This window comes from Pseudomonas fluorescens (genome assembly GCF_001708445.1).
Classification (GTDB): Bacteria; Pseudomonadota; Gammaproteobacteria; order Pseudomonadales; family Pseudomonadaceae; genus Aquipseudomonas; species Aquipseudomonas gorinensis.
Map to the genome: position 1 here is coordinate 5,753,114 of NZ_CP015637.1, position 24,982 is coordinate 5,778,095.

The window sequence follows — 24,982 nt, forward strand, 5'->3', positions numbered from 1 at the left end:
GATCGCATCCTCTCCAGCGAGGATGTGATGCGTCGTCGCGCGACGTTGCTGCAACGCATGCACATTGATGGCCCGCTGTTGATTCTGCTGCTGACCCTGGCCGCCGGCAGCCTGTTCGTGCTGTATTCGGCCAGTGGCAAGAACTGGGACCTGCTGATCAAGCAGGCATCCTCGTTCGGCCTGGGCCTGTTGTCGATGGTGGTGATCGCCCAGCTTGAGCCGCGTTTCATGGCGCGCTGGGTGCCGCTGGGCTACGTCGCTGGCGTATTGCTGCTGGTGGTGGTGGACGTGATGGGCCACAACGCCATGGGCGCGACCCGCTGGATCAACATTCCGGGGGTGATTCGCTTCCAGCCGTCGGAATTCATGAAGATCCTGATGCCGGCGACTATCGCCTGGTACCTGTCCAAGCGCACCTTGCCGCCGCAGCTCAAGCACGTGGGGATCAGCCTGATCCTGATCGGCGTGCCGTTTGTCCTGATCGTGCGCCAGCCGGACCTCGGCACATCGCTGCTGATCCTGGCCGGCGGTGCGTTCGTGCTGTTTATGGGGGGGTTGCGCTGGCGCTGGATCCTCAGCGTGCTGGCGGCTGCCATCCCGGTGGCTGTGGCCATGTGGTTCTTCTTTATGCACGACTACCAGAAGCAGCGGATCCTGACCTTCCTCGACCCCGAGAGCGACCCGCTGGGCACCGGCTGGAACATTATCCAGTCGAAAGCCGCCATCGGTTCCGGCGGCGTATTTGGCAAGGGTTGGCTGCTGGGCACGCAGTCGCACCTGGACTTTTTGCCTGAGAGCCACACCGACTTCATTATTGCGGTGATGGGCGAGGAGTTCGGCCTGGTCGGCATTTGCGCCCTGTTGCTGATCTACCTGTTGCTGATTGGTCGCGGCCTGGTGATTACCGCCCAGGCGCAGACACTGTTCGGCAAATTGCTTGCCGGCAGCCTGACCATGACTTTTTTTGTTTACGTTTTCGTCAACATCGGTATGGTCAGTGGCCTGCTGCCGGTGGTTGGGGTGCCATTGCCGTTTATTAGCTACGGCGGAACTTCGCTGGTGACATTGCTGTCAGCGTTTGGGGTTTTGATGTCGATTCATACGCATCGCAAGTGGATCGCTCAGGTTTGAATAAGGTGAAGATGTCAATGCAAGTAATGCGCGGCTGGGCGACTCGGCATGCGTCCTGGATGAGCCTGATTGGGCTGCTGGGGGCAACGCAAGAGGCGCAGGCCGGTGACTACGATGGCTCACCCCAGGTCGCCGAATTTGTCGGTGAAATGACCCGCGACTACGGTTTTGCCGGTGAACAGCTGATGGGCGTGTTCCGCGAAGCCCAGCGCAAGCAGGCGATCCTCGACGCCATCTCCCGCCCCGCCGAACGCGTGAAGCAATGGAAGGACTATCGCCCAATGTTCCTCACCGACGCCCGCGTGGCCCGCGGCGTGGACTTCTGGCGCCAGCATGAGGCCGTGCTGGCCCGCGCCGAGCAGGAATATGGCGTGCCGGCCCAGGTCATCGTGGCGATCATCGGCATTGAAACCTTCTACGGGCGCAATACTGGCAGCTACCGGGTGATCGACGCCTTGTCGACCCTGGGCTTCGATTACCCGCCCCGCGCCGAGTTCTTCCGCAAGGAACTGCGCGAATTCCTGCTGCTGGCCCGCGAAGAGCAAGTCGACCCGCTGACCCTCAAGGGGTCCTACGCCGGGGCCATGGGCCTGCCGCAATTCATGCCGAGCAGTTTCCGCGCCTACGCAGTGGATTTTGACGGCGACGGGCATATCAATATCTGGAGCAACCCGGACGACGCCATTGGCAGCGTGGCCAGCTACTTCAAGCGCCATGGCTGGGTCGGGGGCGAACCCGTGGTGGTTCGCGCCGAGGTCAGCGGGGAGCGGGCCGATGAAGGCTTGACCCAGGGGATCGAACCGGTCAAGACCGTCGGGGAGTTGCGGGCGCTGGGCTGGTCGAGTCAGAATGCGCCACGTGATGACATGCCGGTGACGGCCTTCCGCCTGGAAGGCGAAAACGGCCCGGAATACTGGATGGGCCTGAAGAATTTCTACGCAATCACGCGTTATAACCGCAGTGTGATGTACGCCATGGCCGTACATCAGCTGTCAGACATGCTGGTCCAAGCACGGGGCAACAAGTAATGCGGGCATCGCTGTTCAATAAACCGCTCAAGCTGGTGGCGTTCACCGCGTTGTCCTTGCTGGTTGTCAGTTGCTCCACCAGTCGCGGTCCGGCGCAGAAGTCGGGCGGCAGCGCGATTCGTTCCCAGCCGGGCCTGGACATCAACCGCGCGCACAAAGATGGCGCGCCGTGGTGGGATGTCGACGTGTCGAAAATCCCGGATGCCACGCCCACCCTGCATACCGGCGCCTACAAGGCCAACCCGTATACCGTGCTGGGCAAGACCTACTTCCCGCTGCAGGACTCCAAGACCTACGTGCAGTCGGGCACGGCGTCGTGGTACGGCACCAAGTTTCACGGCCAGAACACCGCCAACGGCGAAGTGTATGACCTGTATGGCATGAGCGCGGCCCACAAGACGCTGCCGCTGCCCAGCTATGTACGCGTGACCAACCTGGACAACAACCGTACGGTGATCCTGCGGGTCAACGATCGTGGACCATTCTATTCAGACCGGATCATCGACTTGTCCTACGCTGCCGCGAAGAAACTCGGCTATGCCGAAACCGGCACCGCGCGGGTCAAGGTCGAAGGCATCGACCCGGCGCAGTACTGGGCCCAGCGTGGCAAGCCCGCACCGTTGATGCTCAATGAGCCGCAGACGCCGCAACCGCAGGTGACCGCTTCGGCCGGCAAGATCGAGCAGTGGACGCCACCACCGGCACAGCACGCCCCAGATACTGTCGTCGTGCCGCATGCCGCGCCGGGGGCTTCTACCGCCGGCGGCCAATACCTGCAAGTGGGCGCTTTCGCCAACCCGGACGCGGCAGAACTGTTAAGGTCCAAGTTGAGCAGCATGGTCAACGCGCCGGTGTTCATCAGCTCCATCGTGCGTAACCAGCAAACGCTGCACCGCGTGCGCATGGGCCCGATCGGCTCGCCGAGCGAGGTTGCGCAAGTGCAGAACAGCGTGCGCCTGGCCAACCTGGGGCAACCCAGTGTGGTCACCGCCGAATAAGTACCAAAAGATAGATGGTTCGGGCCCGTGCGCGGGGCCGAACCCTGGTTGTTGGCTCGTTGAACAATAAAACCCAGGGGCAAGGGGTGAGCGGGCAACCGAACACGTGACAGTCTGGCAACGGGCTGTCTGAATGAGTTTTGCCCGCGAGGGCAAGTTTCCATAAGTAATTTCGAGAGACGGATGAACATCACCACCTTAGCCAAACGCACGTGCCTGCTTATCTCGCTGATCATCACCCCGGCCGCCTGGGCGGTTGAAATGGTGCCGGCTTCACCGCAACTGGCCGCCAAGGCCTGGGTCCTCATGGATGCCGCCAGCGGCAACGTGCTGGTCGAGAACAACGGTGACCAGCGCCTGCCGCCGGCCAGCCTGACCAAACTGATGACTGCCTACATCGCGACCCTGGAAATCCGTCGCGGCCAGATCGGCGAGAACGACCCGGTGACCGTCAGCGAAAACGCCTGGCGTACCGGCGGTTCGCGCATGTTCATCAAGGTTGGCTCCCAAGTAACGGTGAGCGACCTGCTGCACGGCATCATCATCCAGTCCGGTAACGACGCCAGCGTCGCCCTGGCCGAGCACATCGCCGGCAGCGAAGACGCGTTCGCCGACATGATGAACAAAACCGTGGCCGACCTGGGCATGACCAATAGCCACTTCATGAACCCGACCGGTCTGCCGAACCCTGAGCACTACTCGTCGGCACATGACATGGCGATCCTGGCGCGCGCGATCATTCGTGTCGACCCGGTGCACTACGCGATCTACTCCCAGAAGGAATTCTTCTGGAACAACATCAAGCAGCCTAACCGCAACCTGCTGCTGTGGCGCGACAAGACTGTCGACGGTCTGAAGACCGGCCACACTGAAGAAGCCGGCTACTGCATGGTGTCGTCCGCCGTGCGTGACGGCCAGCGCCTGATCGCCGTGGTCTTCGGCACCAACAGCGAGCAGGCGCGTGCCGCCGAGACGCAAAAACTGCTGACCTACGGCTTCCGCTTCTTCGAAACCCAGACCTTCTACCAGAAGGGTGCTGAACTGGCGACCGCGCCGGTTTGGAAAGGCGCGACCTCGCAAGTCAAGGCTGGCCTGGCTGAAGACCTGACCCTGACCATGCCTAAAGGCCAGCTGAAAAAGCTCGCTGCCAGCATGACCATGAACCCGCATCTGGTTGCACCAATCGCCAAGGGTGATGTGATCGGTAAAGTCGAAGTGAAGCTGGACGACAAGGTGGTGCACAGCGCCGACCTGATCGCCCTGGACGCCGTCGACGAAGGTGGTATCTTCCGCCGCGTGTGGGATAGCATCCGTCTATTCTTCTACAGCTTGTTCAACTGATAAGTGTGCACCTGCAAAGCCCCGTGTTGATCCGACACGGGGCTTTGCCCGTCGCCACGGCTTACGCTTACGAGGCCGTTACGCCATGACCGATAAAGAAGTAAAGGCGCCAAAGATCGAATTCCCAAACGTGGATTATCCCGTCAAGGTGATCAGCGATACCGGTGTAGGCAACAAAGACACGATTCTTCAGATCGTGCGTAAACACGCGACGATCAATGACAACCGGGTGGACGAGCGTTTGAGCTCCAACGGTAAATACACCACGATCCAGCTGCACATCGTTGCGACCGGTCAAGACCAGCTCTACGACATCAACAGCGAACTGCGGGCCACCGGCTTCGTGCACATGGTGCTGTGATGCCACAGGTCCTGGGCTTTCGCGAGCTCGGCCGGATGGACTACGAGCCCGTCTGGCACGCCATGCAGCGGTTCACGAATGAGCGCGGCACTTCGGCGCCCGATGAAATCTGGCTGGTGGAGCACCCGCCGGTGTTCACCCAGGGCCAGGCCGGCAAGGCCGAACATCTGCTGCTGCCGGGGGATATTCCGGTGGTGCAGGTCGACCGAGGGGGGCAAGTGACTTACCATGGGCCCGGTCAACTGGTGGCTTACCTGCTGCTGGACGTGCGCAAGCTGGGTTTTGGCGTGCGCGACCTGGTGAGCCGCATGGAGGCTTGCCTGATCGAGCTGTTGGCCAGTTATGGCGTGAGCGCCGCGGCCAAGCCCGATGCACCCGGTGTGTATGTGGACGGCGCGAAAATCGCGTCCCTCGGTTTGCGGATTCGCCACGGTTGTTCCTTTCATGGCCTGGCCCTGAACGTGGACATGGACCTGGCACCGTTCCGGCGCATCAACCCGTGCGGTTATGCCGGGCTGGCGATGACCCAACTGAGCGACCACGCCACACCGATTAAATTTGCCGAGGTAAGTGCCCGGCTGCGTGCGCAGCTCGTCAAACACCTCGACTATGCTGAGCAGACGACCCTCACGGGCGGAATCGACTGATTATGACTACTGATGCAGTGCAAACCATGATCCCGACGCTGGACGTTACCGAGCGTCCGGCCCCGGCCCCGCGTGCCAAGGTGGAAGCCGGCGTCAAGCTGCGCGGCGCCGAAAAGGTTGCACGCATCCCGGTCAAGATCATCCCGACGACCGAACTGCCGAAAAAGCCTGACTGGATTCGCGTGCGTATTCCGGTCTCGCCGGAAGTCGACCGGATCAAGGCCCTGCTGCGCAAGCACAAGCTGCACAGCGTGTGCGAAGAAGCATCGTGCCCGAACCTGGGCGAGTGCTTCTCCGGCGGCACCGCTACCTTCATGATCATGGGTGACATCTGCACCCGTCGTTGCCCGTTCTGCGACGTCGGCCACGGCCGGCCGAAGCCACTGGACGTCAACGAACCGGAAAGCCTGGCCATCGCCATCGCCGACCTGAAACTCAAGTACGTGGTGATCACCTCGGTAGACCGTGACGACCTGCGCGACGGCGGCGCCCAGCATTTCGCCGACTGCATCCGCGAAATCCGCAAGCTGTCACCGAACGTGATGCTCGAAACCCTGGTCCCGGACTACCGTGGCCGTATGGACGTGGCGCTGGAAATCACCGCCGCCGAGCCGCCAGATGTGTTCAACCACAACCTGGAAACCGTGCCGCGCCTGTACAAGGCCGCGCGCCCGGGTTCGGACTACCAGTGGTCGCTGACTCTGCTGCAGAAGTTCAAGCAGATGATGCCGCATATTCCGACCAAATCCGGCTTGATGCTGGGCCTGGGCGAAACCGACGAAGAAGTGATCGAAGTCATGAAGCGCATGCGCGAACACGACATCGACATGCTGACCCTGGGCCAGTACCTGCAACCGTCCCGCAGCCACTTGCCGGTACAGCGCTTCGTACACCCGGACACCTTCGCCTGGTTCGCCGAGGAAGGCTACAAGATGGGCTTCAAGAACGTCGCGTCGGGCCCGCTGGTACGTTCCTCGTACCACGCCGATGAGCAAGCCAAGCTGGTCAAGGCTAGCCTGGTTTCCTGATAGGGGTTGAGATCCAGTGTGGGAGGGGGCTTGCCCCCGATTGCGGTATGTCAGTTACTCCATGTGCTGGCTGATCCACCGCTTTCGGGGGCAAGCCCCCTCCCACATTTCGTTCCGCGTTAGTTAGGGAGAGTTGTGTATGACTGCAGCCGTTCCAGCCCTTCGCTCTGAAGGCACCATCGCCCTGATCGCTCCCGCCGGCCCTGCCGTGCTGGACGTTGAAAAGGCTGGCCAATGGATGCGCACGCGCGGCTACGATCTGCGAATTTCCCCCGGTGTCTATGAACGCGACGGCTACCTCGCCGGCAGTGATGCAGTACGTCTGCGTGACCTGCACGCCGCTTTTGCCGATCCGGAAATCGACGCTATCTTCTGTTTGCGTGGTGGTTACGGCACACCGCGACTGCTCGACGCGCTGGACTTCGACCTGCTGCGCGCCAACCCCAAACCCTTTGTGGGCTACAGCGACATCACCGCTTTGCACCTTGCGATCAGCCGCTATGCGGGCTTTGTGACCTTCCACGGCCCGATGCTGAATGCCGACTTGCTTGGCGGCAAGCAACCCCCCACCGAGTCATCACTGTTCAACCTGCTGCGAGGCCAGCTGGGCGCAGGCAGTGTGTTGGTGCACCCGGTGGCCTACCCGTTGACTACGATCGAGCCTGGTATCGCCTGTGGGCGCTTATTGGGGGGCAACCTGTCAATGATCGCGGCGGTGATGGGGACGCCCTACGAAATCGATGCCGAGGGCATCATCCTGTTTATCGAAGACGTCAACGAGCCGATCTACCGCATCGACCGTCTGCTGACGCACCTGCGTCTGGCGGGCAAGTTGGCTCAGGTCGCCGGTGTGCTGGTAGGGGATGTGGCGGGGGTGGATAACGTTGCGCTGGAGCGCCTGCTGAAGCAGACGTTCGAGCCGTTGTGCATACCGGTGCTGGCCGGCTGGCGCAGCGGGCATTGCGATCCGAACCTGACGCTGCCGATGGGCGCGTTGGTGCGGTTGGATGCGGGGGAGCAGCGGGTGGTGTTGGAGCAGGATGTGGTTGTCCGGCCCTGAATCTATTGGCGTTTGCTAAACCGCTATCGAGGGCTTGCCCCCGATAGTGGTCGTCGCCATAAGCAGATCTAACGGTTCTGCAACGACTCCAGCAACTTCACCGTCGGATACCCATCCGCTGGCCAGCCCAACGATTGCTGCGCCGCCCGAATCGCCTTGCGCGTGTTCGCGCCGATAATTCCGTCCGGGTTGCCCGCGTCATAACCATTGGCGCTCAACGCCGTCTGCAGGTCGATGCGCTGTGAACGGCTCAGCGGCAGCTCATCCTTCGGCCAATCCCCACGGATCACACCGCCTCCACCAAATCGTTCCGACAGCAGGCCCACGGCCAACGCGTAGGACGATGAGTTGTTGTACTTGAGGATCGCGCGGAAATTATCCAGCACCAGGAACGCCGGGCCACGGTAGCCGGCTGGCAGCAGCAGCGCGGCGGACAGTTGCCCAACGTTGGCCGGCATGCTGGCCCCCGGTGGCAACTGGATACCCAGTTTCAGCCATTCGGCCACGGTCTTGCGTATACCGCCGTCGGCCAGGGCGTAATCGAAGTTCGCCGGCAGTTGTTGCACCTCGAAGCCCCACGGTTGGCCTTTCTGCCAGCCGGAGCTTTGCAGGTAGTGAGCGGTAGAGGCGAGGGCGTCGGCCGGGCTGTTCCAGATATCGCGGCGACCGTCGCCATCGAAGTCCACGGCGTGGGTATTGTAGGTGGTCGGGATAAATTGGGTCTGGCCCATGGCGCCGGCCCAGGAGCCTTTCATCTGGTCGGCCTGGATATCGCCATGCTGGATGATCTGCAGTGCGGCGAGCAATTGCGCCTGGGCAAAGGCCGGGCGACGGCCTTCGTAGGCCAGGGTCGCCAAGGAGCGGATCACCGAGTTATTGCCTTGGAACTGGCCGAAGTTGCTTTCCATGCCCCAGACCGAGACCAGTGCCTGGCGGTCGACGCCATACCGTTGCTCGATGCTTTGCAGGATATCGGCGTACTTGATCAGCATTGACTGGCCGTTACGCACGCGCACCGGCGACAGGGCGCCATCGAGGTATTCCCACACCGGGCGGGAAAACTCCGGCTGGCTGCGGTCGGCGCGGATCACCGCCATGTCGGGGGTAACACCGGCAAATGCATTATCGAAGACGGCGGGTGTAATCCCGGCCTTCAAGGCTTGCTCGCGGAAACCGGCCTGCCATTCGGCAAAGGTCTGGGTGGGCTGGATGTCGAGATTGTCCACGGCCAGCGGGGCCACGACAGCGGGCGCTGCGACGGGGGCGGTCTGCAATGTCGGCAGGGGTTGAGCGTCCGCGGCGGTGGGCTTTTCCGCGCAGGCGACGAGCAGTATGAGGCTGGAGGCAGCGATCAATTGGCGAAGGTGCCAACGACGGGAAAGACTAGAGGGCATGCACAGGTCCAGGGATTACAAATCAGGTGCAGACCTTATCATGCCGGAGGGGCGCTTGCCTTCAGGCAGCCAGAAAGTAAGAAGCCTCCCAGCTATTAGACTGGAAGGCTTCGCGGCGGTAGCTGCCTTTGCCCTTGCCGGCGCGTTCCTGACGGCTGCGGAATAGTGGCTGGGCGATGATGGATTTGGCCTTGTTGGGGCCATGCTTGGATGGCTTTTTGCTCATGGTTGATGCTCTCTTCAGGTGGGATGCAGCGGTGCAAATCATCTGCCGAAGCCAGGCTGCTGTAAAGCCCATGAATTGTAAACGCAGTCAAAAATGTGGGAAGGGCGGTGCGATGATTCGACTTGCTCCCGATCGTGGTGGATCAGCTAAAGATGCAGTGGCTGACACGCCGCTATCGGGGGCAAGCCCCCTCCCACATTGGTTTTGCGGTGTTTTTAAGAGGGGGGCTATTCGGCGGGGAGTGTCAGGCGCTGTCCGGACATCAACAGCGACAAACGACTCAGGCTCATCCACGGCGAACCGGCTGCCTGGCCCTTGATCTGCGCATCGATGCGCTGCGCTTCCAGCAGCAATTGCGCCCAGCGTTGCGCCGAGTGCCGTTGCAGGGCTTTGCTCATCAGGGGCTTGCGTTTGTCCCACACGGGCGGCCGGGCCTGGCTGAAGCATTTGTCGAGCGGCGTGCCCTGGCTGTATTGCAGGGCGATATTGGCCAGCACCCGCAGTTCCCGGGCCAGGGCCCAGAGGATCACCGGCGGTTCCACGCCTTCACCGCGTAACCCTTCGAGCATGCGCAGGGCGTGGGCCGGTTCGCCATTGAGGATCGCGTCCACCAGCCCGAACACGTCAAACCGCGCACTGTCGGCTACCGCGCCTTGCACGGTCTCGACGGTGATCTGCCCGTCTTCAGCCATCAGCTTGAGCTTTTCGATCTCCTGGGCGGCGGCAAGCAAGTTGCCTTCGACCCGGGCGGCGATCAGCTCGACCGCATCTTGCGTCGCCGATAGCCCCGACTGTGACAGGCGCTGACGAATCCATTGTGGCAACTGGCTGCTATCCACCGGCCAGATCTGGATGAACTGGGTCTGCGCCCCTTCCACCAGCGCCTTGCCCCACTTGGTTTTCTGCGCACTGCCGTCGAGCTTGGGCAGGCTGATCAGCAGCACTGTGTCTTCGGCAGGTCGTGAACAGTACTCGATGAAGGCGGCCGCGCCTTTGTCTCCGGGCTTGCCCGACGGCAAGCGCAGCTCCAGCAGGCGTTTTTCCGCAAACAGCGACATGCTGGCGCCGGCTTGCAGCAGCGTTCCCCAGTCGAAACTGGCGTCGGCGCTGAACACCTGTCGCTCATCGAAGCCGTGCTGGCGTGCGGCAGTGCGGATGGCGTCCGCCGCTTCCTGGCAAAGCAGCGGGTCATCGCCGCTGACGATGTATACAGGCGCGAGGCCACCTTGCAGGTGTTTGGCGAGTTGGGCGGGGGCGAGTTTCATAGGCTGGGCGAACGGGGCGCCTGGGGCGCCCCGTATGGCTTACTCGACAGGGACTTCAACAGGCGATTGTTTCGGCGTGTTGTTTTCGTACTCTTGCGCGGCTTTCAGGGCGTCGGCGTCAGCCTTGGCCTTGTTGTCGGCGTTTTGCTGCAAGGTGTCGAGTTGTTGTGGGGTCAGCATCTGCAGGCGCACGACCATGCGTTGCACCAATTCACGACGCATTTCCTTGCGCACCTGGATGCTTTCCGAGTCCGAACCCACCAGGTTGTTGCCGTCGTGGCTGACGATTTTCTGCACCTGGACCTTGTCACCCATCAATGGCAGGTGTTCGCGGCCCTGGATTTCGAAGTTGAGCTCACTGCTCAGTTCGATGTCCGAGGCGCGGCCGGCACTGGCGTAGCTGAGGTTACGCTGGGTTTCTTTCTCGTTTATCAGGACCAGCTTATAGGGCGCGCCGGTGTAGACGTGCACACCGCTGTTTTCCAGTACCTGGCGCAACTGGGTCACAGTATTGCCGTAGGCGTCGCGGGCGCTGACGTCCAGTTCCTTGATCGCCAGTTCATTGGTGCCAGTACCGCGCAGCTGGAAGCCGCAAGCGCTCAGCAGCACGGCAAGGCCCATCACCAGCAAATTGCGTTTGATCATTTTGTTGCTCCCCTTGAAACCATGTGGGCCTTATCGAGGCCCTGGAGGTTTTGTTCGGCGCAGGGCCCAAGCCCTGCGCCCGATCCGATTTAGCTCGCGACGATATTGACCAGCTTGCCGGGCACCACGATCACTTTGCGGATCGTCAGGCCTTCGGTAAAGCGCAGCACGTTCTCATTGATGCGTGCGGCCGCTTCGACGTCTTCACGGCTGGCGCTGGCAGGCATGTCGATGTGCCCGCGCAGTTTACCGTTGACCTGGATCACCAGTTGCAACGTGTCCTGTACCAGCGCGCTGTCATCCTGCACCGGCCAGCGGGCATCGATGACCGCGTCGCTGTGGCCCAGGCGGCTCCACAGTTCGTGGCTGATGTGCGGCGTGATCGGGGCCAGCAGCAAGGTGACCGTTTCCAGGCCTTCCTGAACCAGCGCACGGTCCTGTTCGGTGGCGTGTGGTGCTTTCTCCAGCACGTTCATCAGGGTCATCACCTGGGCGATGGCGGTGTTGAACTTGTGGTGCTGACCCACATCCTGGCTCGCTTGCTTGATGGCCAGGTGGGTACTGCGGCGAATGGCTTTCTGCTCATCATTCAAGCCCGCTACATCCAGCTTGCCAGGCAGGCCCTGGCTGACATGGGCATGGGCCAGGCGCCAGACGCGCTTGAGGAAACGGTGCGAACCTTCGACGCCGGAGTCGGACCATTCGGCGCTCATGTCAGGCGGCGAGGCGAACATCATGAACAGGCGGCAGGTGTCTGCGCCGAACTGGTCGATCATCGACTGTGGGTCGACGCCGTTGTTCTTCGACTTGGCCATCTTCTCGGTGCCGCCGATTTCCACCGGCAGGCCGTCGGCGATCAGCTTGGCGCTGATGACCTTGGCCTTGCTGTCGCGCTCCAGTTCGACGTCCGCCGGGTTGAACCAGGTGTAGGCGCCATTGGCCTCGCGGCGATAGTAAGTCTCGGCGACGACCATGCCCTGGGTCAGCAGGTTCTTGAACGGTTCATTGGAACTCACCAGGCCTTCGTCGCGCATCAGCTTGTGGAAGAAGCGCGCGTACAGCAGGTGGAGAATGGCGTGTTCGATACCGCCGATGTACTGATCCACCGGCAGCCAGTGGTCGGCCGCGGATTTTTCCACCAGGCCGCCTTCATAGTGCGGCGAGGCGTAGCGGGCGTAGTACCACGAGGACTCGACGAAGGTGTCCATGGTGTCGGTTTCACGCTTGGCAGGCTGGCCGCATTTCGGGCAGTTGCACTCGTAGAACTCGGGCATGCGCGCCAGCGGCGAACCGGCGCCGTCCGGCACCACGTCTTCCGGCAGGATGACCGGCAGTTGGTCTTCCGGCACCGGCACGTCGCCACAGCTTTCGCAATGGATGATCGGGATCGGGCAGCCCCAATAGCGTTGGCGGCTGATGCCCCAGTCGCGCAGGCGGAACTGGGTGCGCGAGGCGCCGAGGTTTTTCTTGATCAGTGCGACTTCGATGGCGTCGAAGGCGCCGGCGAAGTCCAGGCCGTCGAACTCGCCGGAGTTGATCAGCTCACCGTGCTCACCGTAGGCGTCTTGCCACGGGGCCGGGTTGGTGTCGCCCGAGCTGGTGCGCACCACTGACTTGATCGGCAGGCTGTATTTGGTAGCGAATTCGAAATCGCGCTCGTCGTGGGCCGGCACAGCCATTACTGCGCCATCGCCGTAGTGCATCAGCACGTAGTTGGCGACCCAGACCGGCAGCTTTTCGCCGGTCAGCGGGTGCTCGACGAACAACCCGGTCGGCAGGCCCTTTTTCTCCTGGGTGGCGACGTCGGCCTCGGCCACGCTACCGCCTTTGCATTCGGCAATGAACGCCTGCAGTTCAGGGTTGTTGCGGGCAGCCTGGGTGGCCAATGGGTGCTCGGCAGCCACGGCGACGTAGGTCGCGCCCATCAGGGTGTCTGGACGGGTGGTGAAGACTTTGAGTGCGCCGGCTTCGCCGATGGAGTCGACGTTGTACGGGAACTGAACTTCCATACCCTTGGACTTGCCGATCCAGTTGCGTTGCATGGTCTTGACCTGTTCAGGCCAGCCCGGCAAATCGTCGAGGCTCGACAAGAGTTCGTCCGCGTAGGCGGTGATCTTGAAGTAGTACATCGGGATTTCGCGCTTTTCGATCAGCGCGCCGGAGCGCCAGCCGCGACCGTCGATGACCTGCTCGTTGGCCAGTACGGTCTGGTCGATCGGGTCCCAGTTCACGGTGCCGCTTTTTTTGTAGATCACGCCTTTTTCGAACAGGCGAGTGAACAGCCATTGTTCCCAGCGGTAGTAGTCCGGCTTGCAGGTGGTCACTTCGCGAGACCAGTCCACCGCCAGGCCCAGGCTGCGCAGCTGGGACTTCATGTAGGCGATGTTTTCGTAGGTCCACTTGGCGGGGGCCACGTTGTTTTTCATCGCGGCGTTTTCCGCCGGCATGCCGAAGGCGTCCCAACCCATGGGTTGCAGGACGTTCTTGCCTTGCATGCGCTGGTAGCGGGAAATCACGTCGCCGATGGTGTAGTTACGCACATGCCCCATGTGTAGCTTGCCGCTGGGGTAAGGGAACATCGATAGGCAGTAGAAAGTCTCCTTGCCTGGCTGTTCACTGACTTCAAAGGACTTTTGCTCGTCCCAGAAGGTTTGGGCGGCATTTTCTATTTCACGGGGCTGATATTGTTCGTGCATGGCTACTTTTGAACTGGATAGGGGTGGCCTAATCCTCTTCGGTGCACTGTCCGGGTTGATCGACACCAAAAAGCGGCGCGTCCGTGCCCAAACCCTGCGGGAAGTGGAGTTACAGGAAGCGCCGTAGCATACATGACCCCACTCTATCGAGGGAAACCCTGATTGCGCCACCGAGGCCGTCTGTCGCGGCACCGGGCAGGCGCAGCCATGGGGGCTACGCTGTTTATTGGGGAGTGAGTCTTATCTTCAATGAGGTGAGGGGATGGTGGAATCGCAGCGAATGTTATCTAAATCGGATGTATACCAAGGACTGATCGACCGCTTGGGTCGGGCACTGGATGCGGCAAGTACTGCGGACCGATTGCGTGATGAACGGCCTGTGGAGTTGGAACTGCGAGGCTTGAGCCGCGCAGAGTTGGAACTGATCACGGCTTACCTGGAAAGGAATGGACGCGCGGTGTCGAGCGGTGTGGCTTCCCCGCCATACAGTGAACCCCCGCGGTCGGCCAAGGTGGTGTGGCTCAAGGATGTGTTGGCTGGTCGCGGCCCGGAAAAACGTCGGGCCGTACGGTTCAAGTAATGCACCCTCCTGTTGCTGCCTGATCATCGCAACCACAGCTTTGCTCTTAAATAGTGTCGCTCAACCCCCGTTACACCTTAGGCTTCGGGCATCTATGGAGATGCCCGATGCCTATTCGTTACTTCATCAAACAACTGTTACTGCCGCCTGGCATTCTTTTGCTGTTGCTCGCGCTTGCCTGGTGGTTTCGTCGCAGCCGTCCGCGCCTGGCGGGATGCTGTTTTGCCCTTGGGCTGGGGGGCATGTGGCTGATGAGCTTGCCGGTCGTGGTGGAGTGGGGCGCGCGGGCCCTGGAGACGCAACCGCCCTTGGTTCGCGAGGACTGGTCGACCCTGGCCGAGCGCGCTGATGCCATTGTGATATTGGGTTCGGGCCGAGAGCGTGGCGATCCGGCCTGGGGTTCGGACCAGCCCACGGGAATCGGGCTTGAGCGCCAGCGCTATGCCGCGCGTTTGGCCAAGGCATCCGGGTTGCCGGTGTTGACCAGCGGTGGTTTGCACTACGGGACGCCGCCCAGCGAGGCTGAGTTGATGGCGGTGTCGATGCAAGATGACTTTGGCGTCATGGTGCGCTGGAAGGAAGAACGCAGCCGTACCACGTGGGAAAACGCGCAGATGAGCGCCGGGATTCTGCTACCCGAGGGCATCAAGCGCGTGGTGCTGGTGACCCAGGCCTGGCATATGCCGCGTTCGGTCTGGAGCTTTGAAAAGGCCGGCTTTACCGTGGTGCCGGCGCCTGTCGGTTTCCTGGGCGTGGACAACGCCCGGCCACTGGGCGGCTGGATGCCGGAGTTCAAGTCAGTGTGGCAGAGCGGGCAGTTGCTCAACGAGGCGGTGGGGCAGGTGGGGTATCGGTTGTTCTATCGATAGCACCGCAAATCAAAATGTGGGAGGGGGCTTGCCCCGATAGCGGCATTTCAGTCAAAACGTCTGTGTCTGAACAATTGCCATCGGCGCGCGCGCCCTCCCACATTGGTTTGGTGTTGCCTGGTCAGACGGTTTTGGACATCCGGCCCGCCAGCAGTGCCCAGCCAAACAGCCCCAGGCACAGGATGATCAACGGCCATGAGCGCCATTGCAGATACGGTGTCAGGTTGTGCATCGGCACCACGTCGCCGTAGAGAATGCCGCGCTCGAACTGCGGGATTTGCGCGGTGATCTGACCATACGGGTTGATCAGGCCGGTCACGCCATTGTTGGTGGCGCGGATCATCCAGCGGCCGGCTTCCAGCGCACGCATTTGCGCCATTTGCAGATGCTGCAAGGGGCCGATGGAGGTGCCGAACCAGGTGTCGTTGCTGATGGTCAGCAGCAGGTCGCTCTGGGCCGACAGGCCAGCGGCGAATTCCGGGTACACCACTTCATAGCAAATGAACGGTGCAATCTGATAGCCCTTGGCTTGCAGCATTGCCTGGTCGGACGGGCCACGGGCGAAGTCCGACATGGGCAGGTCGAAGAAGGCAATCAAGCCGCGCAACATGTCCTGCAGTGGCACGTACTCGCCGAAGGGCACCAGTTTCTGCTTCAGGTAAGTGCCGTCCCCTTCACCCACTACGGTGATTCCGTTGAAGTAGCGCTTGTGATGATGCACTTCCTGGCGAATCGGCACGCCGGTGATCAGGGCGGTATGCCGCTCGGCGGCGAACTTGCCCATCATCCCCAGGTAACCCTCGACCGACTCCTTGAGCACAGGCACCGCTGTTTCGGGCCATACCAGCAGGTCGACGCGCTTGGAGCTGAAGCTCATGTCGCGGTACAGCGCCAGTTGCGCATTGAGCTGCTCGGGGTCCCACTTCATGCTTTGTTCGACGTTGCCCTGGATCGCCGCCACGCTTAACGGTGCGCCGGAAGGCGAGGTCCAGTCGTGATGCTTGAGGGCCAGGCCGATTGCCCAAGGCGCCACCAGCAACAGCAGGCCAGTGCCGATAAAGGCGTTGCGCCGGGTTGCGAGCAGGCGTGGCAGGTTGCACAGCAAGGCTGCGGTCAGCGCCAGCGCAAAGGAAATCAGCCACATGCCACCCACTGGCGCGAGGCCGGTGAGGGGGCCGTCGAGTTGACTGTAACCGGAATACAACCAGGGGAAACCGGTGAGGAACCAGCCACGAAAGGCTTCCTGGCCGACCCACAGTGCGGCAAAGGTCAGTGCGTCGGCCAGCGGCGCTTCATTGCGGCGCAGCCAGCGTGCCCACAGCCACGCGGGTAAGGCGAAGAACAGGGCAATGGCGGCGGTGAATGCCAGCATCAGCAGCCCGGCCAACAGCACCGAGGCGCCGCCGAAGTGGTGGATGCTGTAGTAGATCCAACTGGTGCCAGCGCCAAACAGACCGAAACCGAAACACCAGCCACGGCCCAGGGCCTGGCGTGGGGACAATTCCCGCAGCCCGACATAAAACAGTCCGACCGCCAGCAGCGCAAACGGCCACAGGTCGAACGGCGCCAGCGCCAGGGTGGTGATGGCGCCGGCCACCACGGCCAGCAGGTTACCGGGCCAGCCGGGAGCGATGAAACGGCGCATATCAGTCCTTAGCGGGCAATAGGTGTCAGACGGATCAGGTGGATGCGACGGCTGTCGGCATTCAGGATGCGGAAGCGATACGCACCGATCTCGGTGGTTTCATTACGCTTGGGCAAATGACCAAATGCACTCATCACCAGGCCGCCGACGGTATCGAACTCATCGTCGGAGAACTCGCTGTCGAAGAACTCGTTGAAGTTCTCGATCGGTGTCAGCGCCTTGATCAGGAAGTCACCGCTGGGCAGTGGCTTGATGTAGCTGTCTTCTTCGACGTCGTGCTCATCTTCGATATCGCCGACGATTTGTTCCAGCACGTCCTCGATGGTTACCAGGCCAGCCACGCCGCCGTATTCGTCGATCACGATGGCCATGTGATTGTGGTTGGCGCGGAATTCACGCAGCAGCACATTCAGGCGCTTGGATTCCGGGACGAACGTGGCGGGACGCAGCAGGTCCTTGATGTTGAAGCTGTCGCCGTTCTCCTTGAGGATCAGCGGCAGCAGGTCCTTGGCCAGCAGGACACCCATGACGTCGTCATGGCTTTCACCGATCACCGGGTAGCGCGAGTGCGCCGAATCGATCACGGCCGGGAGGAATTCCCGTGGGGTCTGGGTCGCCTTGATGCTGATCATCTGCGAGCGCGGGACCATGATGTCGCGAACCTGCAGGTCAGCCACCTGGATGGCGCCTTCGACGATGGCCAGCGCTTCGCTGTCCAGCAACTTGTTCTGGTGGGCTTCGCGCAGCAGCTCCAGCAGCTCCTGGCGGTTTTTCGGCTCGTGGGCAAAAGCCTGGGTCAGTTTACCCAGCCATGACTTTTGCCCGTTGCTCGATCGGTCTTCGCTCATAGCGATTACTCTAAATCCTTTGTTGTTTCAGTTAAGTGTCGATCAGTTTTCGTCGTCTGCATACGGATCGCGATGACCCAATTCTGCAAGCAACGTTCGTTCCAGCGCTTCCATCTCTTCGGCTTCGTCATCGTCTATATGGTCGTAGCCCAGCAGATGCAAGCAGCCGTGGATGACCAGATGGGCCCAATGGGCCTCAAGAACCTTGCCTTGCTCCCGAGCTTCGCGTTCGACCACTTCGACGCAGATCACCAGGTCGCCCAGCAGCGGGATATCCAGCAACTCGTCGGGTACGTCGGCGGGAAAGGACAGCACGTTGGTCGCGTAATCCTTCTGGCGCCAGGTGTGATTCAGTTCGCGGCCCTCGGGCTCGTCCACCAGGCGAATGGTCAGTTCCGAGTCAGCGGTGCGCTGGCGCAGGGCCAGGGTGCACCATTGACGGAACTGCTCTTCGCTGGGAGCGGGCGCGTCGGTGGCCAGCTGCAGGTCAAGCTCAAGCATCGCGGCGCGCATCCTGGGTCGGTGCGTCGTCGCGATGGTCGAAGCGCTCGTAGGCCTCGACAATGCGCTGCACCAGCGGGTGGCGGACCACGTCCTTGGGCATGAAGTGCGTGAAGCTGATACCCGGCACGTCCTTGAGCACCTCGATCACCTGGGCCAGGCCGGATTTGGTGCCTTTGGGCAGGTCGACCTGGGTGACGTCACCGGTGATCACGGCGGTGGAACCGAAACCGATACGGGTGAGGAACATCTTCATCTGCTCGACAGTGGTGTTCTGGCTTTCGTCGAGGATGATGAAGCTGTTGTTCAGCGTACGGCCACGCATGTAGGCCAGCGGGGCGATTTCGATCACTTGGCGTTCGATCAGCTTGGCCACGTATTCAAAGCCGAGCATTTCGTAGAGCGCGTCGTAGAGCGGGCGCAGGTACGGATCGATCTTCTGGGCCAGGTCGCCGGGCAGGAAGCCGAGTTTTTCACCCGCCTCGACCGCTGGGCGCACCAACAGGATGCGGCGCACTTGCTCGCGCTCCAAGGCGTCGACCGCACAGGCCACGGCCAGGTAGGTCTTGCCGGTACCGGCGGGGCCGATGCCGAAGTTGATATCGTTGCCGAGAATTTCTTTGACGTAGCGCTGCTGATTCAAGCCGCGTGGGCGAATCATGCCTTTTTTGGTGCGCAGGGCCACGCTGGCTTCGGCCACCGGGTTGTTGGCCAGGTCTTCCACGGCGGATTCCTGCAGGTACAGGTGCACCGTTTCCGGCGACAGCTCACTACCCTTGGTTTCGCGGTAGAGGCGGCGGAGCAGGTTTTCTGCAGACGTGGTGTGCTGGGGTTCGCCAATAAGCTCGAATTGATTGCCGCGGTTGCGGATCTCGATGCTCAGGCGTTGTTCGATCAGGCGCAGGTGCTCGTCGAACTGTCCGCACAGATTGGCGAAACGGCGAGCCTCAAACGGCTCGAGGAGGAAGCGATGGGGTTCTGCTATGGGTGCGTTCAAGGTTGCTTTTAGCCGCCCTTTGGCTGTGGAGGTGAAAGAGAGAATAGCGCCAGTGGCTCGGGTACGAAAGCATTTATCTAACCCTGATGCCATGCAATTCAAATGTGGGAGGGGGCTTGCCCCCGATAACGCAGGTGAAGATAAAACATCTGTGTCTGACACGCCGTCATCGGGGGCAAGCCCCCTCGCACATTTTGAGCCGTGGTGATTTGAGGGTTATTGCACCAGAGACCCGCGCAACGAATGCGGTTGCGCCGCATCGATGTGCACATCGGCAAACTGGCCGATCAAGGTCGGATTGTCGCAACGGAAGTTGACGATGCGGTTGTTCTCGGTGCGCCCCTGCAATTCGCCCGGGTCTTTTTTCGAGTAGTCGGTGACCAGGATGCGTTGGGTGGACCCGACCATTTGTCGGCTGATCTCGAAACCCTGCTGGTTCAGGCGATGTTGCAGGGCGTTCAAGCGCTCTTTTTTCAGTTCTTCCGGGGTTTCGTCCAGCAGGTCGGCGGCCGGGGTGCCCGGACGCTGGCTGTAGACAAACGAATAGGAGAAGTCAAAACCGACGTCTTCGATCAGCTTCATGGTCTGCTGGAAGTCTTTCTCGGTTTCGCCGGGAAAACCGACGATAAAGTCCGAGCTGATGCAGATACCCGGCACCGCCGCGCGCAATTTGCGCAGTTTGGATTTGTATTCCAGGGCGGTGTGGTTGCGCTTCATGGCCGCCAGGATGCGGTCCGAGCCCGACTGCACTGGCAAATGCAGGTGCTTGACCAGCTCCGGCACTTCGGCGTGGGCCTGGATCAGGCTGTCGGAAAACTCCAACGGGTGCGAGGTGGTGTAGCGAATGCGCTCGATGCCATCGACGGCGGCGACCACGCGGATCAGTTCCGCCAGGTCCGCCAGGCGGCCATCGTGGGTCTGGCCGCGATAGCCGTTGACGTTCTGGCCGAGGAGGGTCACTTCGCGCACGCCGTGTTCGGCCAGGTGGATGATTTCCGACAGCACATCGTCAAACGGCCGGCTGACTTCTTCGCCACGGGTGTAAGGCACCACGCAGAAGGTGCAGTACTTGCTGCAGCCTTCCATCACCGACACATAGGCGCTCGGCCCGTCGATGCGTGGCTCGGGCAAATGGTCGAATTTTTCGATTTCCGGGAACGAGACGTCGACCTGGGGCAGCCTGGTGAGGCGCGCAGCGTCGATCATTTCCGGCAGGCGGTGCAGGGTCTGTGGGCCGAACACCACGTCGACATAGGGCGCGCGGTCGCGGATGGCGGCGCCTTCCTGGCTGGCCACGCAACCGCCGACGGCGATCACCATGTCCGGGTTGGCCAGTTTCAGTTCGCGCCAGCGGCCCAGTTGCGAGTACACGCGGTCCTGGGCCCGTTCGCGGATCGAGCAGGTATTGAGCAGGATCACGTCGGCATCTTCGGCGCGGGCGGTGACTTCCAGGGCCTGGTGTTCACCCAGCAGATCGACCATGCGCGAGCTGTCGTACTCGTTCATCTGGCAACCGTGGGTTTCGATATAAAGCTTCTTGGCCATGGGAATCGTCAACTGGTGGTAAAGAACCGCGCATTATAGGGGGCATGTCCATTGGTTCCTAGCGTTGTGCATCGGGTGCCATGCTATAGTTCGCGCCCTCTTTTATATCCCCGATGTGTTGTTCGCCCACCATGACCAAACGTGAAGCTCCAATCTACAAGGTGATTTTCCTGAACCAGGGCCAGGTGTTCGAAATGTACGCCAAGCAGATCTATCAGAGCGATCTGTGGGGCTTCCTGGAGGTGGAAGAGTTCGTCTTTGGCGAGCGCACCCAGTTGGTCGTCGACCCGGGCGAAGAGAAACTCAAGGCCCAGTTCGAAGGCGTGGTGCGTAGTTTTGTGCCGATGCATTCGATTGTGCGCATCGATGAAGTCGAGCGCCTGGGAACACCGAAGATCAGCGAAGCCCGTGGCACCAGCAATGTCATGCCGTTTCCGATGCCGATGCCTGAAAAGTAAGGCGTTTGGGACGAGGACGCTTACTCCCGCCGGGGCTCGAAGCGGCCCCAATGCAATTTACAGATGCGTCAGATAGAAGTCAGTGAAGGGTTGTGAACCCGCTTCGCAGCCTGGCGAGGAGCACGCGCCCTCGCCGCAGATCGATCAGGGCAGGGGTGAGAACGGCGAACGCCCATCGGCACTCTGCAATTCCTGCAGGTAATTGCGGAAAATCTGCCCCAGCACCTGGGTCGCCACTTCCAGCTCATCGCGCTGCATGTGCTCGGCCACTTCGTCGGCGGTGTCCAGCGCGTCTTCGGCACCATTGACCGCAGCCATTTTCAGCACGATATACGCCTGGACGTTATTGGCCGGCACGCCTTCACCGTGGAAGAACATGGTGCCCAGTTGGAATTGCGCCTGGGCGTGGCCCTGCAACGAGGCTTTCTCGAAGTAGTTCAAGGCCTTGTTGAGGTCGCGGGCGGGGTTTTTGCTGTCGTAGAAGAACTCGCCCAACTCGTATTGCGCCTGCGCATCCCCGCCGTCGGCCTGTTTCTGGCACGCGCTCAGGGCTTCGGCCTGGCTGTCTGGCTGGGTATTGAGGGTGCAACGACCCATCGCTGGGATTAACAACGAGTTGCCGCCTGCTTGTGCATGTGCCAGCAGCGGCTGAAGGAGCAACAGGCAGCCCAGGACCAGGGTGCGGCCGGTGCGTTTCATGGGAATCGACTTACCTCTGACGGGGCACGCGGACCCTCGGGGGTCCAATAAGCGCGCATTATGAAATAAGCAGGCCTCTGCTTACAAAGTCTTTACTCGTTTTTCTGCTGGTTGGGCAAGTTATCTGCCGGATTGCAGGTGAATTCTCGAAAAAATAAGGAAAACGCTGTAGGCAAAGTAGAAAATCTGACGCTGCCGAGGGCAGCATCAGAGTGTGCACCTGTTTATTTCAGGGCGGCGAAGGCGCGCTCGGCGGCGTCAAGGGTCAGTTTCAGCTCGGCGTCGCCGTGGGCGATCGAGGTGAAGCCCGCCTCGAAGGCGCTCGGCGCCAGGTACACGCCGCCTTCCAGCATCAGGTGGAAGAAGCGCTTGAAGAGGTCGGCATCGCTGCCCATCACGTCCTCGAACGTGACGATATCGTCGGCACCGCTGAAATACAGGCCGAACATGCCACCGGCCTGGGTGGTGACAAACGGGATACCGGCGGCATCGGCGCGCTGTTGCAGGCCGTCCAGCAGGCGAGTGGTGTAGTCGGTCAGCTCGGCGTGGAAACCCGGGCGGCTGATCAGGCGCAAGGTGGTCAGGCCGGCCGCCATGGCCAGTGGGTTACCGGACAGGGTGCCCGCCTGGTACACCGGGCCCAGCGGCGCGATCTGCTGCATGATTTCACGCTTGCCGCCAAAGCAGCCCACCGGCATGCCGCCGCCAATGATCTTGCCAAAGGTGCTCAGGTCTGGCGTGACGCCATAGTGCGCTTGGGCGCCGCCGAGGGCGACACGGAAACCGGTCATCACTTCGTCGAAAATCAGTACCACGCCGTGTTTGTCGCACTGCTCGCGCAAGCCTTCGAGGAAGCCCGGGGCCGGCGGTACGCAGTTCATGTTGCCAGCGACCGGCTCGACGATGATGCAAGCCACGTCCTGGCCGACTTCGCTGAGCATCTGCTCGACCGCGGCAATGTCGTTGAACGGCAGGGTCAGCGTGTGTTTGGCGAACGCGGCGGGTACGCCGGCCGAACTCGGAACGCCCTGGGTCAGTGCGCCGGAACCGGCCTTGACCAGCAGGCTGTCGGAGTGGCCGTGGTAGCAGCCTTCGAATTTGATAATGCTGTCGCGGCCGGTGAAACCACGGGCCAGGCGGATTGCGCTCATGGTGGCTTCGGTGCCGGAACTGACCATGCGCACCATCTCCATCGACGGCACGATCGAGCAGACCAGGTCGGCCATCTCGGTTTCCATGGCGGTCGGCGCGCCGTAGGACAGGCCGTGCTGCAATTGCTGGCGGACGGCGTCGAGGACTTCAGGATGGCTGTGGCCGAGGATCATTGGACCCCAGGAACCAACGTAGTCGACGTAGCGCTTGTCATCTTCGTCGGTGACGTAGGCGCCTTCGGCATGCTTGAAGAACAATGGCGTGCCGCCGACGCTCTTGAACGCACGCACGGGGGAGTTCACACCGCCGGGGATGTGTTTCTGGGCATTGGCAAACAGGCTTTCGGAACGGGACATGGTCGGGCTCTCTAAACGGAATATTTAAGAAGATCGTTAAAGGCGCGGGCGCGGCGCGTGACTTCCTGGGTGCTCTCGGCGCCGAACAGGCCATGCACCACGGCCAGCAGGTCAGCACCGTGGGCCACCAGCGGTTCGGCGTTCTCCAGGGTGATGCCGCCGATCACGCAGATCGGCAATTGCAGGCGCTTGCGGGCCTGGGCCAGCATCTCGACAGTGGCGGCGGGCGCGCCAGGCTTGGTGTTGGAATTGAAGAAGCGGCCGAAGGCGACATAGCTGGCGCCTTCCTTCGCGGCCTGCTCGGCCAGTTCGATCTGGCTGTGGCAGGTGGCGCCGATGATCGCCTTGGAACCCAGCAAGGCACGCGCCGGGGTCAGTGGGCCGTCGGTCTGGCCCAGGTGTACGCCGACGCCGAGGCGCGCAGCCAATTCGGCATCGTCGTTGATGATCAATTGGGTCTTGTAGCGAGAGCACAGCTCCCGCAACTTTTCGGCTTCGCGCAGGCGCCGGGCTTCGTCGGTGCTTTTATCGCGGTACTGCAACAAGGTCACGCCACCGTCCAATGCCGCTTCGACATAGGCGAGGAATTTGCCGGCCAACAGTTGGCCGTCGGTAATGGCGTAAAGGCCACGTAATTTCATCGGGCAGGCCTCTTGGTCTTACGAGCAGAAATCCAGCGGCAGTCGGCGAGGCACGAACTGGCCCTGGCCGAGTTGTTCGGCGTCACGCAGGGTACGCCAAGTGTAGTTGAGGGCAGACTGTACGGCGCTCACCAGGCCCTCGCCCTGGGCGATCCGCCCGGCCAGTGCACTGGCCAGGGTGCAACCCGATCCGTGATAGTTGCCGGGCAGGCGCTGGCAGGTGAAGGTCTGGCGCGTGCCGTCGCGGCTGTACAGGCGGTTGTGCACTTCGTGTTCGTCGCCATGGCCGCCCGTGATCAGCAGGTGCTTGATATACGGCAGCAGCTTTTCGGCGCATTCGTCCGCGGTGCCGTCGGGCAGCTCTGCAAGGATGCGGGCTTCGGGCAGGTTGGGTGTGGCGATCAGCGACAGTGGAAACAGCCGCTCGCGCATCGCGTAGCCGACTTCATCCTTGCCCAGGCTGCCACCGCCGCCGGCACGCAGCACCGGGTCGCACACCACCGGCAGGTGCGGATGCGCCTGCAGCAGTTCGACCACGGTGTCGACCATCGCGGTAGAGCCCAGCATGCCCAGCTTGACCGCCGCGACTTCGGAGTCGCTGAGCACGGCATTGGCCTGGGCCATTACCCACTCGCGATCGAGTACGCGAAAGTCGCTGACATTGACGGTGTTCTGCACGGTCAGGGCGGTGACGGTCGGAGCCGCATGGCAGCCCTGGGCGAGCAGGGCTTCGATATCTGCCTGCAAGCCGGCGCCCCCACTGGGATCATGGCCGGAGAGACAGAGGACAACAGGGCGAGAGCTGTAGATATTCATGGAGCGCGAGCTTACCACCAAACGCTTTTGGCGTGGCCGTCTGGCGCTGGCAGAA

25 protein-coding genes are annotated in these 24,982 nt (G+C 61.6%); 11 read left to right on the forward strand and 14 right to left on the reverse strand.

All coding sequences use genetic code 11. The features are described 5' to 3' along the window. The first annotated feature begins 27 nt into the window (after positions 1-27). From rodA to A7317_RS25650, 8 genes are all read left to right on the forward strand, one after another. Positions 28-1,131: a rod shape-determining protein RodA gene (gene rodA, locus A7317_RS25615; protein ID WP_051448934.1), complete on the forward strand. Its 1,104-nt coding sequence runs from the start codon at positions 28-30 to the stop codon at positions 1,129-1,131. A 17-nt stretch (positions 1,132-1,148) separates the two neighbouring features. Continuing rightward, positions 1,149-2,159 carry a lytic murein transglycosylase B gene (mltB, locus tag A7317_RS25620; RefSeq protein ID WP_024077577.1) on the forward strand — a complete coding sequence of 337 codons (1,011 nt, stop codon included), beginning with the start codon at positions 1,149-1,151 and terminating at the stop codon, positions 2,157-2,159. Next, positions 2,159-3,157 (forward strand): septal ring lytic transglycosylase RlpA family protein, encoded by a 999-nt coding sequence (locus A7317_RS25625; protein ID WP_024077576.1) that lies wholly within the window; start codon positions 2,159-2,161, stop codon positions 3,155-3,157. The genes mltB and A7317_RS25625 overlap by 1 nt, the downstream gene beginning before the upstream one ends. Before the next feature lie 183 nt (positions 3,158-3,340). Beyond that, positions 3,341-4,498, forward strand: a complete 1,158-nt coding sequence (locus A7317_RS25630) for a D-alanyl-D-alanine carboxypeptidase family protein (protein ID WP_010562459.1) — start codon at positions 3,341-3,343, stop codon at positions 4,496-4,498. 85 nt (positions 4,499-4,583) lie between these two features. Further along, a complete protein-coding gene (locus tag A7317_RS25635) occupies positions 4,584-4,859 on the forward strand; it encodes a DUF493 domain-containing protein (RefSeq protein WP_024077575.1) in 276 nt (91 codons plus the stop codon). Next, entirely contained in the window at positions 4,859-5,506 is a 648-nt protein-coding gene (gene lipB, locus A7317_RS25640) for a lipoyl(octanoyl) transferase LipB (protein WP_024077574.1), read from the forward strand. Before A7317_RS25635 ends, lipB begins: the two co-directional genes overlap by 1 nt. A gap of 26 nt (positions 5,507-5,532) precedes the next feature. Next, positions 5,533-6,534: a lipoyl synthase gene (lipA, locus tag A7317_RS25645; RefSeq protein ID WP_162163623.1), complete on the forward strand. Its 1,002-nt coding sequence runs from the start codon at positions 5,533-5,535 to the stop codon at positions 6,532-6,534. A gap of 139 nt (positions 6,535-6,673) precedes the next feature. Continuing rightward, on the forward strand, positions 6,674-7,594 hold the full coding sequence (locus A7317_RS25650; protein ID WP_069077078.1) for a S66 peptidase family protein: 921 nt from the start codon (positions 6,674-6,676) through the stop codon (positions 7,592-7,594). A 68-nt stretch (positions 7,595-7,662) separates the two neighbouring features. Here A7317_RS25650 and A7317_RS25655 read toward each other — a convergent pair whose 3' ends face one another. From A7317_RS25655 to leuS, 5 genes are all read right to left on the reverse strand, one after another. Beyond that, positions 7,663-8,988: a lytic murein transglycosylase gene (locus A7317_RS25655; protein WP_024077571.1), complete on the reverse strand. Its 1,326-nt coding sequence runs from the start codon at positions 8,986-8,988 to the stop codon at positions 7,663-7,665. 61 nt (positions 8,989-9,049) lie between these two features. Then, positions 9,050-9,214, reverse strand: coding sequence for an alternative ribosome rescue factor ArfA (gene arfA, locus A7317_RS25660; RefSeq protein WP_003176285.1), 165 nt, complete (start codon positions 9,212-9,214; stop codon positions 9,050-9,052). Between the two features lie 227 nt (positions 9,215-9,441). Beyond that, positions 9,442-10,479 (reverse strand): DNA polymerase III subunit delta, encoded by a 1,038-nt coding sequence (gene holA / locus A7317_RS25665; protein ID WP_024077570.1) that lies wholly within the window; start codon positions 10,477-10,479, stop codon positions 9,442-9,444. Between the two features lie 39 nt (positions 10,480-10,518). Then, entirely contained in the window at positions 10,519-11,124 is a 606-nt protein-coding gene (lptE, locus tag A7317_RS25670; protein ID WP_024077569.1) for an LPS assembly lipoprotein LptE, read from the reverse strand. 89 nt (positions 11,125-11,213) lie between these two features. Then, positions 11,214-13,820, reverse strand: a complete 2,607-nt coding sequence (leuS, locus tag A7317_RS25675; protein WP_024077568.1) for a leucine--tRNA ligase — start codon at positions 13,818-13,820, stop codon at positions 11,214-11,216. Positions 13,821-14,082: 262 nt separating this feature from the next. Here leuS and A7317_RS25680 point away from each other — a divergent pair, with 262 nt between their 5' ends. Further along, positions 14,083-14,400 carry a hypothetical protein gene (locus A7317_RS25680; protein WP_024077566.1) on the forward strand — a complete coding sequence of 106 codons (318 nt, stop codon included), beginning with the start codon at positions 14,083-14,085 and terminating at the stop codon, positions 14,398-14,400. Positions 14,401-14,507: 107 nt separating this feature from the next. Beyond that, the gene (locus A7317_RS25685; RefSeq protein WP_069077079.1) at positions 14,508-15,269 is read left to right on the forward strand and encodes a YdcF family protein; all 762 of its coding nucleotides are present in this window, start codon (positions 14,508-14,510) and stop codon (positions 15,267-15,269) included. Between the two features lie 121 nt (positions 15,270-15,390). Here A7317_RS25685 and lnt read toward each other — a convergent pair whose 3' ends face one another. The 5 genes from lnt to miaB all read right to left on the reverse strand — a co-directional run bounded on the left by lnt (position 15,391) and on the right by miaB (position 20,805). Next, on the reverse strand, positions 15,391-16,914 hold the full coding sequence (gene lnt, locus A7317_RS25690; protein WP_069077080.1) for an apolipoprotein N-acyltransferase: 1,524 nt from the start codon (positions 16,912-16,914) through the stop codon (positions 15,391-15,393). Positions 16,915-16,922: 8 nt separating this feature from the next. After that, positions 16,923-17,762, reverse strand: a complete 840-nt coding sequence (locus A7317_RS25695; protein ID WP_010206772.1) for an HlyC/CorC family transporter — start codon at positions 17,760-17,762, stop codon at positions 16,923-16,925. A 42-nt stretch (positions 17,763-17,804) separates the two neighbouring features. After that, complete coding sequence (ybeY, locus tag A7317_RS25700) at positions 17,805-18,263, reverse strand: rRNA maturation RNase YbeY (RefSeq protein ID WP_024077563.1); 459 nt, start codon at positions 18,261-18,263, stop codon at positions 17,805-17,807. Continuing rightward, positions 18,256-19,260 (reverse strand): PhoH family protein, encoded by a 1,005-nt coding sequence (locus A7317_RS25705; protein WP_024077562.1) that lies wholly within the window; start codon positions 19,258-19,260, stop codon positions 18,256-18,258. Before A7317_RS25705 ends, ybeY begins: the two co-directional genes overlap by 8 nt. A 216-nt stretch (positions 19,261-19,476) precedes the next feature. After that, entirely contained in the window at positions 19,477-20,805 is a 1,329-nt protein-coding gene (miaB, locus tag A7317_RS25710; RefSeq protein WP_024077561.1) for a tRNA (N6-isopentenyl adenosine(37)-C2)-methylthiotransferase MiaB, read from the reverse strand. A 131-nt stretch (positions 20,806-20,936) separates the two neighbouring features. On the opposite strand from miaB, the gene A7317_RS25715 reads away from it, so the two are divergent. Next, positions 20,937-21,263, forward strand: a complete 327-nt coding sequence (locus A7317_RS25715; RefSeq protein ID WP_003194436.1) for a DUF1820 family protein — start codon at positions 20,937-20,939, stop codon at positions 21,261-21,263. 144 nt (positions 21,264-21,407) lie between these two features. Here the strand turns inward: A7317_RS25715 and A7317_RS25720 are convergent, their stop codons facing one another. From A7317_RS25720 to A7317_RS25735, 4 genes are all read right to left on the reverse strand, one after another. Next, entirely contained in the window at positions 21,408-21,962 is a 555-nt protein-coding gene (locus tag A7317_RS25720; RefSeq protein WP_024077560.1) for a tetratricopeptide repeat protein, read from the reverse strand. A gap of 224 nt (positions 21,963-22,186) precedes the next feature. Beyond that, a complete protein-coding gene (gene hemL / locus A7317_RS25725) occupies positions 22,187-23,470 on the reverse strand; it encodes a glutamate-1-semialdehyde 2,1-aminomutase (protein ID WP_024077559.1) in 1,284 nt (427 codons plus the stop codon). Between the two features lie 11 nt (positions 23,471-23,481). Continuing rightward, positions 23,482-24,111, reverse strand: a complete 630-nt coding sequence (gene thiE, locus A7317_RS25730; RefSeq protein ID WP_024077558.1) for a thiamine phosphate synthase — start codon at positions 24,109-24,111, stop codon at positions 23,482-23,484. 18 nt (positions 24,112-24,129) lie between these two features. Then, on the reverse strand, positions 24,130-24,927 hold the full coding sequence (locus A7317_RS25735) for a hydroxymethylpyrimidine/phosphomethylpyrimidine kinase (RefSeq protein ID WP_024077557.1): 798 nt from the start codon (positions 24,925-24,927) through the stop codon (positions 24,130-24,132). Positions 24,928-24,982 lie beyond the last annotated feature (55 nt).